Source organism: Alteromonas sp. MmMcT2-2, assembly GCF_022348305.1.
GTDB lineage: Bacteria > Pseudomonadota > Gammaproteobacteria > Enterobacterales > Alteromonadaceae > Alteromonas > Alteromonas macleodii.
Map to the genome: position 1 here is coordinate 41086 of NZ_JAKRFA010000007.1, position 14764 is coordinate 55849.

At 43.5% G+C, this 14764-nt stretch carries 10 protein-coding genes and 1 other RNA gene; 2 read left to right on the top strand and 9 right to left on the bottom strand.

Translation table 11 applies throughout. The annotated features are described in order from the left end of the window. Positions 1-3 precede the first annotated feature (3 nt). From MHM99_RS06160 to MHM99_RS06180, 5 genes are all read right to left on the bottom strand, one after another. Positions 4-1134 (bottom strand): 2OG-Fe(II) oxygenase, encoded by a 1131-nt coding sequence (locus MHM99_RS06160; protein ID WP_239218558.1) that lies wholly within the window; start codon positions 1132-1134, stop codon positions 4-6. A gap of 92 nt (positions 1135-1226) precedes the next feature. After that, a complete protein-coding gene (locus MHM99_RS06165; RefSeq protein ID WP_239218560.1) occupies positions 1227-4121 on the bottom strand; it encodes a TonB-dependent receptor in 2895 nt (964 codons plus the stop codon). Between the two features lie 337 nt (positions 4122-4458). Beyond that, complete coding sequence (locus MHM99_RS06170) at positions 4459-5928, bottom strand: sulfotransferase (RefSeq protein WP_239218562.1); 1470 nt, start codon at positions 5926-5928, stop codon at positions 4459-4461. Between the two features lie 55 nt (positions 5929-5983). After that, positions 5984-8932, bottom strand: a complete 2949-nt coding sequence (locus tag MHM99_RS06175; RefSeq protein ID WP_239218564.1) for a TonB-dependent receptor — start codon at positions 8930-8932, stop codon at positions 5984-5986. Positions 8933-9223: 291 nt separating this feature from the next. Next, entirely contained in the window at positions 9224-10312 is a 1089-nt protein-coding gene (locus MHM99_RS06180) for a tryptophan 2,3-dioxygenase family protein (RefSeq protein ID WP_069943926.1), read from the bottom strand. Between the two features lie 236 nt (positions 10313-10548). Here MHM99_RS06180 and MHM99_RS06185 point away from each other — a divergent pair, with 236 nt between their 5' ends. Next, the gene (locus MHM99_RS06185; RefSeq protein WP_014948691.1) at positions 10549-10830 is read left to right on the top strand and encodes a late competence development ComFB family protein; all 282 of its coding nucleotides are present in this window, start codon (positions 10549-10551) and stop codon (positions 10828-10830) included. A 15-nt stretch (positions 10831-10845) separates the two neighbouring features. On the opposite strand, the gene ffs is transcribed toward MHM99_RS06185, so the two are convergent. Together ffs and MHM99_RS06195 are read right to left on the bottom strand one after the other, a co-directional pair. Continuing rightward, positions 10846-10942: signal recognition particle sRNA small type (gene ffs / locus MHM99_RS06190), an RNA gene on the bottom strand. A gap of 86 nt (positions 10943-11028) precedes the next feature. Next, positions 11029-12087: a Glu/Leu/Phe/Val dehydrogenase dimerization domain-containing protein gene (locus MHM99_RS06195; protein WP_049587678.1), complete on the bottom strand. Its 1059-nt coding sequence runs from the start codon at positions 12085-12087 to the stop codon at positions 11029-11031. Between the two features lie 308 nt (positions 12088-12395). Between MHM99_RS06195 and MHM99_RS06200 the strand changes: the two genes are divergently transcribed. Further along, positions 12396-12863: an Lrp/AsnC family transcriptional regulator gene (locus MHM99_RS06200; RefSeq protein WP_014948689.1), complete on the top strand. Its 468-nt coding sequence runs from the start codon at positions 12396-12398 to the stop codon at positions 12861-12863. Positions 12864-12908: 45 nt separating this feature from the next. Here the strand turns inward: MHM99_RS06200 and maiA are convergent, their stop codons facing one another. Then, complete coding sequence (gene maiA / locus MHM99_RS06205; RefSeq protein ID WP_014975930.1) at positions 12909-13562, bottom strand: maleylacetoacetate isomerase; 654 nt, start codon at positions 13560-13562, stop codon at positions 12909-12911. A 155-nt stretch (positions 13563-13717) separates the two neighbouring features. Then, complete coding sequence (locus tag MHM99_RS06210; protein WP_014948687.1) at positions 13718-14728, bottom strand: fumarylacetoacetate hydrolase family protein; 1011 nt, start codon at positions 14726-14728, stop codon at positions 13718-13720. Positions 14729-14764: the final 36 nt, after the last annotated feature.

Consider the following 14764-nt stretch of genomic DNA (forward strand, 5'->3'; position numbering starts at 1 on the left):
GTGTTATCCCTTAGTATAAGTACCGTAGACTACGTTACCATAAATAGTTGTACATTCTCTAATCCATTTTGTAACTATCCATTTATTTTGTGAAATAGATGGCGCGCCAGAATGATAGCTATTTAACAATAGCTTACCGTCTTTGTCTGAATTGGAAAAAACAACGACAGTTCCGCATCTTGGTACAATACGGATATTTAGCTTAGGAAAAAGAGTCTCCCCTCCCTCATCAACCGTATTCAGGTATACAAGAGCAGTCTTCGTGCGCTGTTTTCCATCTTTAAACATTAATCCATCGTTTATTTCGTTTAGCCCGTCATAGTGGGGTTTGTACTGCTGACCTGGTTCATATCGCAATAAATTTAACGCCTCGCCGTTACGTCTAGGCGTATTCGTAATTTGTGATATTACTTTGTCCAGCTTTCTTGTAATCCAATCGCAATGACTAGGCTCTATAACGGCAACGTAACTTGTTCGCACACTGTCAATTATGCCCTCGCCAGTCCTAGGGTCAACAATCATCGAGGGTTGCAAGAGTGAGCTAAATTTGGTGATTAAGTAATGGCATTCATATTCAGATAGTAGGCTTTCGTACACATTAATAGGTAAAGATGTATCTAACACTTTAGAGGGTTCATATACTCTACCAAGCGATTCAGATATTTCTTCTATAACTTCTTGATTCAGACTTTCGTCATTAGTAACTTGTGACGCTGAATGCAAATTAAGCTGTTTGCTGATATTCGGTGCTAGGTGACACACCCTACTCGCAATATAAGAAAATGTAGTGCTATTTACCGGTAGGTAAGAAAGCGCAACTAAATAAGCCTCTATCACACCTTCGTTCCCGAGTGCGATGAGCGTCTTGGCTACTAACTTCGTATTCGTTATTACGTCACCATAATAGCCAATTTGTAATTTATGGAACTGAACGACGGGGTTATCTGCACACTTTACCCCTTCTAAGAATGCCAGTGATTTTCTTGGGTTCCCCCTTGATCTGAAATAGGCATAATCCAACGCGGCATTAACGTCTCCAAATTCGCCAGCTTGTTTTAACCATTGCATTGCCTCATCAGTGTTGCCTGATGCATGGGCTTCATTAGCATTCTTAATACACTGCTCTACATTCATTACCTGTTGTCCACACTTTATTTAGTACGGCTTCCACATAACAAAAAAGCCTCCGAAGAGGCTTTTTTTCATTCTGTCTACTACAACTTCAATTAGAAGTTAAGATTTACACGTGTGTAGAAGAATTGTCCAGGGATTTCATACATAGACGGGTCGAAGCTGTTAGCAAACGTCGAGTAAGAAACTTCTGGGTCAGTGTCTAACAAGTTGTTCACACCAAGAGTGATGCGTAGGTTATCGTTAACTGCGTAACCTAGTGATACATCGTGGTACGCCATATCTTCAAGTTCGTTGAAGCTATCGCCACCAAGCTCTTCACTTGGATCGCTACATAGTTGCTGATCAAGTGTATCGCCATCAATTGAACACTCCTCAGTAGTGTGGCCGATGAATCGAACTAACCAGTTAGCTGTCCAATCGTCATATGACCAAGTAACCGCTACGTTAGTACGTAGACGTGGAACAACGTCACGGTCGCCTGCACGACCGGCATCGTTAAACTCAGTAGATGTATTTGTTACTGGGTCGATTACGATAGTAGTACGCTCGTCAACATAAGTACCATCCCAGTTAATACGGAAGTCACCGTACTCTGTTTCAAAGTTATATGCTACGTTGTAGTCGAAACCAGATGTTGTCTGTCCACCAAGGTTTACTTGGCCATTAAACAAGTCAACTACGTTACCACCTGAACCACGCTCAATAAGCGAACATAGGTTTACACCAGTTTGAGCACAGGCATTAAGAATGGTTTGTGCGCCAACAGATGATACTGCGTTATCAACTTCGATATCGAAGATATCAAATGTGATTGATAGACCTTCAACTGCTTCTGGAGAATAAACGAAACCGTAAGTAAAGCTTTCTGCTTCTTCAGCTTCTAGGTTTGCGTTACCACCAACAGTAGTACGGATCTGCGTGTTAGGCTGTTGATAAGTCGCAGGAATTCCAGCACAACCTGGAAGATCTGGGTTACCTGCCGCGCCGCCGTTACATGGGTCAGTTAGTGGAGCAAAGCTATCGCTGTTGCCTGAGAACAATTCGTCAAGCGATGGAGCACGGAAAGCTTCTGACCAAGTACCACGGACAAGTAGGTCTTCATTGATGCGCCACTTAAGACCCACTTTAGAGTTAGTGGTGTCACCGAAGTTGCTGTAATCAGAATAACGAGTAGCAAGTTCTAGGTCTAGCTGTTCTACTCCAGGCATGTCTGAAAGTAGTGGAACAGCAAGTTCTAGGTAAACTTCTTCAACGTCAAACGCACCAGCGGTAGGCTGACGAGCGTTACCTGAAGTAATACCAGCAGCAATGATTGCATCTGGCTGGTCATAACCAGACTGCCAACGCTTTTCGTAACCTGCTGCGAATGCTAGATAACCAGCTGGTAATTCAAATACTTCACCAGAGATGTTAGCAGAGTAGCTTTCCAACGTAGAGTTTAGCTCGTCTTGTGCTGTGAACGTAATGTAATCAAGCATTTCTTGCGTGATTGTTCCTTCACCGATAACGTTTGGCGCACCGCCGAACAGGTTAAGCGGCGTACATTCACCTGTACAGTTAGCAGGGTCACCAATCGCACGTCTTACACGATCCATGTTAAGCAGACCGTCGGTAGATGTATTTTGAGTGATATCTGCGTAAGTGTAGTTTGCGTCCCAGAAGAACTCTCTGTCAGCGAACTCGATAACACCTTCAAAACCACCGTTAAACTGGAACTGATCAACGTTTTGTTTAAAGCTACGGAAACCCGCTTCCATCATACGGCGACCGAACAAAAACATCTCTGATGCATTTGGATCGTAAAGTGTTGGATCTAGGCCTAGTGTGTCGTAATCTGGCGTAGTTTCTGGGTTCGTGAAATACGAAGCATCCGTGGTAATTCTGCGATTAAACGGGTTAAACGGGTGGTTAGCCGCTAGTGTGAAACCGGAGTCGCCAAATGCAGTACCAATAAACAGTGGAGTAGGCGCTAGAGCCTGCTCTGATTTACGGTTACCGTAGAAGCCAGTCACGTTAACAGACAAGTTATCTGCAAGCTCATAGCGTGCCTGAGTGTAGATGTTAGTACGTTCTTGTGGCGTAGATAGATAGTTAAATGGTGCAAAGTTGAAACGGCTTGTTGGCTCAACCCACGGTGCTAGTCCACCATTGCTATCACCTTCGTTGTTGTTAGAAAGGAACTGAGATGAATCTTCGTCTAGCGGATCAAAATTTGGATTTTGGTCGAAAACGTGGAAGCGGCCTTGAGGTGGAGCTGATGAACCACCGAACCCTTCTGGCGCACCGTAGGTAGGAACCGCAGAGATAGCACGGTCACCCGCTAGCGTTGCTTCTTCTTCTACGTAACTGATATTTACGTATACATTACCTTTGTCGTTAGCTGTACCAAAGCCAATGTCCCATTGTTCTCTCTCGCCATCGCCTTCATCATACTCACCGAAGTAACCAGAAGCGTGAACACCTTCGAAATCTTGACGAGTGATGATGTTTACAACACCAGCTACTGCGTCAGAACCGTATACCGCAGAAGCACCATCTTTAAGCACTTCGATACGCTCAATGATAGACGCTGGGATGTTGTTAAGGTCAACTGAACCACCTAGACCTGGCGCCCAGCGCTTACCGTTAACAAGAACTAGCGTACGGTTTGAACCGATACCACGAATGTTGATAGTCGTTGTACCATTACCACCGTTGTTGTTGTTGGTGTTGATAGCAGAACCTGCAGAAGGAATTGCTTGAAGAACGTCACCGATTGAAGTGATACCGAACTTTTCGATATCAACACGTGACATAACAGTAACTGGGTTTGCACCTTCAATGTCTGTACGACGGATACGTGAGCCTGTTACTTCGATTTTTTCTACTGCTTCCGCTGCTTGTTCGGTTTCCTGTGCGTTAACTGCACCAGTAAAGCCGATAGATGATGCAGCACCGAATGCGCACGCTAACTTCACTGATTTAGCCAGCTTAGAGTTTGTAAACATGTATTGTCTCCCTGGACCACTAAAACTCTTAGTGTGTGTTTCTTAAATCGTTTATATAACGAATTATTATTAGTAAGGTCAAAGCCTCACTTTGATAATAACCACATCCTGTGCGAAGGGTCAACTGGGATCAGACGGGTGTTTCACAAAAGTTCAATTTTTTTTTGTCTTTTAACTCTAATCTGTAAATATTAACTTACATTTTACATATACTTTACAGCGCTAAGCTTTTTTAGCTCACTTTTCATACACTTCAAACCAAGACTAAAGTTTAATGAACTCATCTATGCGGCGAACAGCAAAATCGATGACGGCCGCTTACAGTTCAAATACTCTACTAATGAATTTCTGAATATGTTTTTTCGAACTTGGGGGGGATATTTTTAGAGTGTGCGTGCTCGCTGCTTATCGGCTGTCGAGCCTGATACATACTTGCAGTTCTTACTGCTGTTGTATCTACTTTTCCTGCTTCATATGGAGGTAAAGATAGCAACTCAGTCTCACGAGTAGCGCCTTGCTTTTCGTAAACCCTATTAATTACTTGTTTTATTGTTTCCTGTGGCTGGTCTTGCAAGGTTTCTAGCTGTATTACTATTGGTGCTACCTCTTTAGAATTAGCCAAAATTTTCGCCAATCTAGACTCATTATCAATAAAACTTTTTATTTTTCTAATATCCCAAGACCAATGTAAACTATTACTAAATTGCGTCTTGAATATTGACCATGCGTTATCAATTTCATTTCTTTTGGTGACAACAAAGATTGCTTTATTAAAAACGTGCTTGATTGCATAAGCATATCGCAAGTTACTTAAGCTTTTGTCAACGATCAGGGCATTTGATACCCCATATTCGCTACAAATCTTAAAATACTCGTCAGCTATCATACTGCATTTTTCTTCATCTAAAAGAGCGAGTGTTTTTAGGCGCTCTAGAGCATTTTTAGTTTTTAATACGTTATCTACTGCCATCGGAAAGGCATCTATTTCCCCCACACTCTGCGCTTCTGTATTTTGAATGATGACTTGTTCTACAAGCGTTGTTCCAGTTCGAGGAATTCCCAAAATAAAAATTGGAGAGCTTTTCGTTGAAACACTTTCGTCTGTGAAGTTAGAAGGTTTAACCTCTGCGCACTCAACGTTCTCGTTTCTCCAACCCTCAATTAATGAGTAATCAAATGACTTATCCTTTGGTGAGATCGCTCGCATGGTTTCTGCGCACTTTTCAAAGTATTGGTAAGCGGTATCCACTTCGGAGGTTTTAAGGTAGGTATTCCCTAAGGCGTTGTAAAAGCATGCTTTGGACACTGATAAAGGGGCCTTGTCCATGCTAGATAATAAGGTATCTAGTTCCTTCTGTAGCTCTTTTGCTTCCTCTGTATCAGACATCGTTGATAATAAGTGGAGTGTTTCCCCTGACGTTGGGACTTTTATTAAGACTTCTCTAAGCGACTGCTTTGCTTGAGTGAAGTAACCCAGTTGATAAGCGAGTACTCCTTTTAAGTGTAATAGCACTACAGACAACGACACTCTGTTGCCGATAGACTGCAGGTATTCGTAGGCCAACTCGGTTTTTCCTAAATCAGAGAGCATTCCCAAGGCTTGCGCTACCATTTGATCACTTTGGCTTTGTTCAAGCGCTTTTTCGATACAGCGCTTAGCTAGTCTATAACTGCCAAACGATTTTGCTATTTGCCCTACTCCAACCCATCTTTCTTGTAAAGGTGCTTGTAAGTTGATTAAGTCGCTAACTATCGCCTCAACCTGTGACTTATTGACTGATTTTGAGGCTGAAACTAACTTTTGCAATAGATGATTCATAGTAAAAAAGAAGCCCAGCACTATGCTGGGCTTTCGACCTTGTTTAGAAATTTACTTCTACACTGAAGCGCACGTAACGTGGCGTTTGGAAAGATGTAGGCAACCCGTAACTTGGGTTGTATTCTCCAAGGAATATACCTTCATCACTTTGTCCAGCATAACGCTCGTTTATTTCGTTAAGCTGAGTAGCATCATCATTGTTGAATAGGTTAAAGATGTCAGCACGAAGTGCTACGTCCGCTTGCTCTAGCTCAATAAGGTATTTCGCACTCAAATCCAAAGTCCAAGTACTAGGCGTACGACCTTCAGAGCCACGAGAAACTAACTCACCATCTTTTACAAATGACTCCGCATCATAGTAGCTTGCGAAAAGATCTGTTGGGTGATAACCAAAAGAGTTAAGTGGTCTACCTGATGTCCAACGGAAGTTTGCTCCCAGTGTAAAGTTCTCAAAGAGCTGGTAAGCACCTGTTAGTTTAACAGCATGACGGCGGTCATTCGGTAAATTACCATATGCGCCATCAAGAAGGCCTGGTTGGTCAAAGTTTGTTGTTAAACCAGAATCTGTTTGGTCATTATCAGAACGAACAGCACCTTCAGTGTTACCCCAACTATGGCTCCACGTATAGGTGAAGCTCATCATCCAAATATCATCCCACGCTCGGTCAACAGTCAAATCAACCGCGGCATACTGACGTTCAGCTTCAGGGTAACCCAACATATCAGCAGGAATAGTGTATGTTCCGTATGGTACATCACCATCTCCATCTGGATCTGTGGTAATTGTTACATCGTTGCCTGGGTTTGTTAAAACATAATAATGGAAGCCAGAACATAGTGTACACGATGAACCAAACTCTTGTTGAATGTAGTCGTCGAAGCCTGCATCGATAGCAATATCTTCCAGAGAGCTTTTCAGGTCGCGGTAAGTCCCTTTAATACCGAAGCTCCAAGATTCGTTAATGACTTGCTCATAACCCAGAATATATTCATCTTGATACATAGGGTCGAGGTCGGCATTGACTGTTTCTGTCGTTCCTTTAAGCGTACCGTCACTGTATACCGTCAAACTGCCAGTAGCCTCGCCTAATACAGGCGTGAAATCATCATTTATTGACTCAACATCAAAATACTGGCGTGTATAGAGTTCATCACCCGCAAGACGAATATTTGTATTCGTCGCAACTGGAAGATAGTAGCGGCCGTAGTTTGCAAATACTTTACTCTCACCGTCACCTTTTACATCCCAGCTCAAGCCCAAACGTGGTGCCCACTGATCGCTTACATCAACAAATTTTTCACCGGCTTTGTTAAAGTTTTCGAAGGTTTCATTACGAAGACCAATTCTTGCAGTAATGTTGTCTGTCACTGTCCAAGTATCTTCAACATAATAAGCGAAGCTCTTGGTCTCAAAGTCGCCCTGGTTTACATAAAACTCTTGGCGAACTTGGCAGTCTGCATTACTCGGCTCATCTAGATTATCGCCACAGTTTTCATATCGGTATGCAACGCCACCTGCGCGAGAAGTATTTTCATAAGCCTCAAGGTCCTCATTATCGATACCAATTTTGAGGACATGGTCTGCATTAACGTACCACTCTACGTCAAAACGAATAGCCGTACGTTTATCTTCTTGAACTGAAGGCGTCGTTAAGCCGTAGGCACCATACTCTATGTTGGTAAATCTGTCGTAAATAACCGGAGCATCACCTAGCGGATTGGCGCCATTATTCAGATTGCTGTAGCTCGTTTTGTTAACCGAGTATTGGGCACTCACGGTAAGATCATCGGTAATGATGCCTGTATATTGAGCTCCCCAAGTCGTGCCGCCACGCTCCAGCGTATATTCACCTAACGACGATCCCACATTGTCGCTATCTGGGCTATATAGGAACTTTTCAGATTCTAGCTCTTCAGTATTATCCCATGCGGTAAATTCTAGTATGTGCTCGGGCGTAATGTACCAATCAAGCTTTGCACTGAGTAACGTGTCGTTACCTTCGCGGTCGTAGATCGTTGTAGTCTCTGCGTAATCACGCTGACGTACTTTTTGATTTACTAAGCCGAAGAAAAAGAGTTTGTCTTCAATAAGCGCGCCAGAAGCCCACAGGTTGACGTTTGTCTCACCTGTTTCGTCTTCTTTGTTAACAACGTAATAGGCTGTTCCAGCCTCTTCTGCATCTTCTTGAGTTCTGTAGAATACGTCGGGCTGGTGAGCTCTAAGGGCTGCTGGCTCGTAATATGCGCTGGCTCCCCATTTGAATTCATTGCTACCGCTCTTGGTCCGTGCGTTAATAACACCACCTGTTGAACGCCCGAACTCGGCTGAGTAACCACCTGTTTTTACTTCGAAAGATTCGTACATTTCAAATGGAAGCTCTGAGCCCCCCAATCCGTTACGGAAGTTTGTAACGTTAATACCGTTCACATAGTAAACGTTTTCGCCAACTGAAGAACCGCCAAACGAAGCATAGTTACCGAAGTCGGAATCACCAGAAACGGTACCCGGAGCAAGTAGCGCTACTGAAGAAATATCGCGAGGTACTGGAACTTTAGATATAAACTCTTGGTCAACATATAGCTGTGACTCACTCGAAGTCACATCGATATTGGAAATTGAAGTTCCACGCACAGAGATTCTTTCGATATCACCCGCTTCGAGAGCGACATCCAAATTTGTTTTACCTGAAGGCCTTACACTGAATTGTTTTTCTTGCGCAACAGAGAAGCCATCTTTTTTAGCGGTTAAGCTATAATTGCCAGGTGGAAGAAGAGGAAAGGTATATCTACCGTCACTGTCTGTAACAATAGTTCTGGTTAACCCTGTTTCCAGATTTACAATAGTAACTTCTACTCCTGCAAGAGCTTGCTCTGTACTAGCTGATACTGATGTGCCAGTAATTGTACCTTTGGACTCTTGCGCGAATACAGGCGCAGAGAAGCCCATCGACGCGGCAACAGCCACCGACGTAAGCGTTTTATTAAACGTCATTGTTTTTCCCTGGTTTTCATTTCTTATTAAAGTTTTTCTCTGTTTAGGTTTTTTAAAAACACCTTAAAACAGAATTAAACTAACGTTTTTATTAGGATTTTTTAAAATTATCCTTTTGTATAATTGACATATTGACAGGATGAAAATCAAGGGCTCTTCGATAGGATGCGGTTAGCTGCACCATAAAAGTGCAGCTAACTTACTGATTTTGTTGTTTACGTTTAAATTTCATGCAGAGAAAAATGCGACGAATAACAGTAAGAAAAAACGCATAAAAGCTTACTTTTCAAACTATTGGAGATAAAACCCCAGTCGTCTTCTTACAGTTTCAGGCAATTCTGGCAATGCACTCTTGGGAAGTAAGAAGGTTGCCATGTTAAAAAAGTCTAAATAGATACGATTAGACTCAGTGGTTTTCTTGAGGTAATGATGTCCTGACGAGCCACCAGTGCCAATTTTAGTGCCCAGCATGCGCTGAACCATCATTGCGTGACGATAGCGCCATATAGTGAGTTGCTCGTCTATCTCTGTGAGTGCGGTAATAAGCTGGAACGGCAGATTAAAGATAGGCTCTTCAGAGTACTGCTTTATAAACAATGCAGAAAGCAATGCTTTATGACTCAAGCGGAATTTGCCCTCGCCTCTTAACTTTTCAAACTGCGTATCATCAAACAACGCATCAAAGTTCTCCATTGTTGCTTGTAAGTCTTTTAGCTCTTGTCGCCGCTCTGTATCAGATAGCATGTCACTAGTTGAAATTGTATGGTGGTCGTCTTTCAACATTTCGTCTGCCGCATCTTTATAATATTGCCAAAAATCGAAACCTTCCGTTTTTAGAAGCGGCATTCTTGAAAGCCATTTGTCGACCAACTCAAACAAACTAGGTTTGCTTTCAAGGGTTTCCAATAACGCTCTATCTTTATCTGTCAGACGGTTGTAAAAGCTTTGCTTATCAAAGTCGATTCTGAAATCACGCTTTAGGCCCAGTGATATTTCTAAACGCTTGAACTGTATACTTTGGAAGCCCGACGCGGGCACCAGGTAGTCCCTAAACGACAAAAACTGCTGTGGCGTCATGGTTTCCATGATAGCAATTTGATCGTTCATTAACTTTTGAATTTGTATGACTCGCTGTAAGCGATGCACCACTAGCGTTAGCTGCTGATCTTTAACTGTTTCTTGATTAAACGTATCAATTACTGCATTTAATTCATGAAGAACCTGCTTGAACCAAAGCTCATAAACTTGGTGAACAATAATGAACAGCATTTCTTCGTGCGCCGCGTCACCGTACTTCTCACTCTGTAAGTCCTGCGCCCCCAAAATCTTATCAAGCTGTAGGTAATCGCCGTAGTAGCAGGGCTCTATATTTTTTTTCATGTCGTTCTTGCCTTATTGCTTTGTTTAACTTCGTAATTCTATCACCGTCGACTCGACATCCACAGAATACAAGCTATACATTATAAGGATATATAGCCAAGGTTCGTGTTGTGCCATTTAGCTTGTATAAAAATGTGTCCAATTTATTGGACAAGCGCTGTATTTTCCGCACAACATATTTGCATACCACAGCACTTTTACGCAGGGCGCTAACAACAATTATAAGGGGAATGAACATGAAACTAGATGACGACATCCATAACTATTATGAACACCTGGTTTTAGAAAGAATCAGTAAGCTGGGGCTCGATACCACGAAAAGTCCTGATTACTTAGCAGACTTGTGCTGTCTTGCCTTAAATCAGGTTCCACCACGTTATATCCGCTACGAAGTAGACATGGCGTTTTACCTGCCTCAGAGCGAACGAAATCAAATGGAAATGAATGTTGAGCATGCTATCAGCAAAGCGCTCAAGTACTTAGATGAAATAGAAAAGACTAAAAAAGAAGACGAATAAGGAATTTGGGTGGCGGGCCTCCAGCCACATCCCGGCACATGAGTCGTCTGCTGCGGCTGCTCCCTTCCAGGCCTGACCGGGTTCACAGAGTATCATTGCGGGAGGACCAAAAGCCCACCATAGAAAATCGCATTCAAAGCAAAGTCATTCGCCCCTGCTTGAGTGCGGGGCGCATTATGACTATTTGGTTGAGAGTTTTCAACCCTTTAAAGAAAATCTCTCTTCGGCAATAAGGTTGGCAACGCGGTTTGTCGCCGCCCCTTCTTGCTCTGCACGGGTATAAATTTCTTTTAACGTTTCGCCGATTTGCTCAATATGTGCGCGAAGCGCTTCATTAGAACTCGATTCCATACGCTGATGGAAGATGTCGATAACGCCACCCGCGTTGATCACGTAATCTGGCGCATACAGAATACCGCGCTGTTGAAGCAATTCACCAATATCTTCACGTGCAAGCTGGTTATTTGCAGCGCCTGCAATTACTTTGGCTTTGATTTCAGGCAATGACAGATCGTTAATGGCTGCACCCAACGCACATGGCGCTAACACATCCACATCTAAGCTCAGTATTTCTTCCGGCGCTACAGCTGTCGCACCAAATTCAGATACTGCTTTTTCAACACCTTCAGGATAGATATCCGCAACATAAAGCTTGGCACCGTGCTCATGCAAATGCTTTGCAAGACGGTAGCCAACGTGTCCCATACCTTGTATAGCAACACTGACGCCATCAAGGCTGCGCTTCAAGCCGTACTCTACCGTCGCCTTCAATCCCACAAACACACCGTATGCTGTAGACGGAGCCGGGTTTCCGTCAGGTACTTCGCCCGAATAGTGGTATTTAGCATTAACACCAGCGATGTAATCCGACTCGGTTGCCATGGTTTGCAAGTCCGTTACTGAAATACCAGAGTCTTCAGCAGTGAAATACTTGCCGCCCAATGATTCAACAAACTTGCCCATTGCCTTCATCATTTCTGGCGATTTAGCCTTACGAGGGTCGCCGATGATCACAGATTTACCGCCGCCAAGCTCCAAGTTAGCCATGGCTGCTTTATACGTCATCCCCTTTGACAGTCTCAACACATCGGTCAATGCCTCACCACTATTTACGTAGGGCCACATGCGACAACCGCCAAGTGCTGGCCCCAGATTGGTATTGTGTACAGCAATAATGGCGCTCAAGCCCGCCTTCTCGTCATGATAAAACGCAACGTGTTCGTGATTATTGAACTCCGGGTGATCAAAAACTGACATATTTTCCCTATTAATACTGTGATGAATTAAAGCCTACCCAAGGTCTAGCTGTCACGAAATCGAAACGCCGCTCATTTGGGATGATGTGAGAGTCTGAAGATGATTTGCGGTACACTTATCGGCCTCGCAAAGATCAGCAACATTTTGCCAAGTGTATCCGATTGTTTTGAGGACAGGTCTTGCAAAGTTTGTTAATGAAATTTACAAACTGAAACGCAATAGAATTGATTACAATTTTTCTAGGACAGCTATCCTAGAATTTTTTTTGATATATAATAAACATCATAAAAACGACGGAAACAGTGTTAATGAAATTGGATAAATTTGACCGTGAGATTTTGCGCGTACTTCAGCAAGACGCCACGGTGTCGATGGCAGATTTAAGCCAGCGTGTAGGATTGTCGCACACTCCGTGCTGGAGACGTGTCAAGCGAATGGAAGCCGACGGCATCATTCTTGGTAAAGTCACATTGCTAAACAGCAAAAAACTGAATTTAGGTGTGTCGGTCTTTATCTATGTCACGTTGAAAAACCATGACGGTGACTCGCTAACCGATTTTGAAAATGCCGTACAAAACATCGATGAAATCGTGGAGTGTCATACCACCAGCGGTGAAAAAGACTACTTACTAAAAGTGATAGTGGAAAGTATTGAAGAGTACGAATTCTTACTTAAAACGAAATTAACTCACCTGCCTCTCGTCGATCATTTAAGCTCAACCTTCGCCTTAAAGCAGGTGAAAAACACCACCGAGCTACCGATTAAACGCCAATAACTCAAAAAATGGGGTCAGAGTACATTTCTACTCTCCCCCGTCAGTCTAAGTGGCGTCTATTTGATTTTCGGGCTTAGCCCGCTCGAAAGCATCTAACTCGTTACAGTTCTTCGCTATCTTACTAATTAAAGGGTAGCGACTCATATCGACGTTAAAACGTTGCGCATTATACACTTGGGGTACTAAGCAAATATCAGCCAGCGTAACATCGAAATCAAAGCAGAACTTTCCAGCTTGGGTCTGAAGACGCTTTTCAATGCCGTCGAACCCCAGCGTTATCCAGTGGGATGCCCACTTCGCCACATCATCTTGTGACGCCTCAAAATTCCCTTTTAGCGCATTCAGTACACGTAGATTACCCAAAGGCTGAATATCACACGCGATATCTTGTGCTAGCGCTCTGACTCTGGCTCTCTCTGTTCGATGTTCAGGAACCAGCTGGTGTTCGCCTTCATACCGTTCATCAAGATATTCGATGATTGATAACGATTGATTCAAAATAATATCTTCGTCTTCGTCAACCAAAGTAGGGACAAGGTGCGCGGGATTGAGACGCGTATATTCGCTACTATGCTGCTCGCCACCGTTGTTTACAAGATGTACAGGTACATACTCGTACTCAACCCCTTTCAAATTCAGCGCAATCCGCACGCGGTAAGAGGCGGTCGAACGCCAATAGCCGTAAAGTTTTATACTCATGGTACTACCACACCTATTAAACGTTTTTGGTAGGAGTGCAGGGCTTTGATGAATCTAAACGCTCTTCACCCTCTTATAATTATAGTGGGGAAAACAACAACGTGCCTACTGAGTAAACCGCGTTATTAGCCCACACTACTTTTCATTTTAAAGTTTTAGCTAAGCGGTTTAACTTGCTGTTCAATGGCGCCAAAAACAGAGTGGCCTTCTTTATCTAGCATTTCTATGCGAATACGATCGCCAAACTGCATGAAAGGAGTAGAAGGTTTGCCGTCTCGAATAGTCTCAATCATGCGCACTTCTGCAATACATGAATAACCCACACCGCCTTCAGCGATGGCAGAGCCATGATCTGTACCCTGTTTATTAGACACTGTACCCGAGCCGATGATAGCACCTGCACCTAGGTTTCTGCTCTTGGCGGCATGCGCGACTAGCTGACCAAAATCAAACGTCATGTCCTGACCCGCTTCAGGCTTACCGAATAGTTCACCATTGTAGGTTGAACGCAAAGGCAAGTGCACTTTGCTATCTTTCCACGCATCACCTAATTCATCTGGTGTTACAGCAACCGGAGAAAAGCTAGACGCAGGTTTTGATTGGAAGAAGCCAAACCCCTTCGCCAATTCGCCTGGGATTAACCCTCTAAGTGACACGTCGTTAACTAACATAATAAGTCGAATGCGCTCTGAAGCTTGTTCAGGCGTACACGCCATAGGAACATCATCGGTAACAACAGCGACTTCACCTTCAAAATCGATTCCCCAATCATCACTTGGAAGTATGATGTCATCCTCGGGTCCAATAAAGTCATCGGAACCACCTTGATACATCAATGGGTCAGTCCAAAAGCTTTCCGGCATTTCTGCATTACGCGCCTTTCGCACCAATTCCACATGGTTCACGTAAGCACTTCCATCAGCCCATTGGTAAGCTCTAGGCAGAGGCGACTCACAGCGAGATGCGTCAAACGGCACGCTGTCACACGCATTATCATTTAGCGCTTGGTATTTCATCTGTAGCTGAGGGGCAATCTCTTTCCAATTATCCAGTGCGTCTTGCATCGTTTTCGCAATGTCCTGTGCACTGCATGCTCGAGAAAGGTCCTTCGACACTACCATTAGGCAGCCATCTCGGGTTTCATTCTTATAGGTTGCTAGTTTCATTGTTCTTTCCTCGAAAAATTATTCATCAGCTTGGCG

Excerpts from the sequence above, each read along its gene's own strand:
- MHM99_RS06180 (WP_069943926.1), bottom strand. The coding sequence starts at position 10,312 with ATGAAAAAAAATATAGAGCCCTGCTACTACGGCGATTACCTACAGCTT.
- MHM99_RS06195 (WP_049587678.1), bottom strand. The coding sequence starts at position 12,087 with ATGTCAGTTTTTGATCACCCGGAGTTCAATAATCACGAACACGTTGCG.
- MHM99_RS06200 (WP_014948689.1), top strand. The coding sequence starts at position 12,396 with ATGAAATTGGATAAATTTGACCGTGAGATTTTGCGCGTACTTCAGCAA.
- MHM99_RS06185 (WP_014948691.1), top strand. The coding sequence starts at position 10,549 with ATGAAACTAGATGACGACATCCATAACTATTATGAACACCTGGTTTTA.
- MHM99_RS06165 (WP_239218560.1), bottom strand. The coding sequence starts at position 4,121 with ATGTTTACAAACTCTAAGCTGGCTAAATCAGTGAAGTTAGCGTGCGCA.
- MHM99_RS06210 (WP_014948687.1), bottom strand. The coding sequence starts at position 14,728 with ATGAAACTAGCAACCTATAAGAATGAAACCCGAGATGGCTGCCTAATG.
- maiA (WP_014975930.1), bottom strand. The coding sequence starts at position 13,562 with ATGAGTATAAAACTTTACGGCTATTGGCGTTCGACCGCCTCTTACCGC.
- MHM99_RS06160 (WP_239218558.1), bottom strand. The coding sequence starts at position 1,134 with ATGAATGTAGAGCAGTGTATTAAGAATGCTAATGAAGCCCATGCATCA.
- MHM99_RS06175 (WP_239218564.1), bottom strand. The coding sequence starts at position 8,932 with ATGACGTTTAATAAAACGCTTACGTCGGTGGCTGTTGCCGCGTCGATG.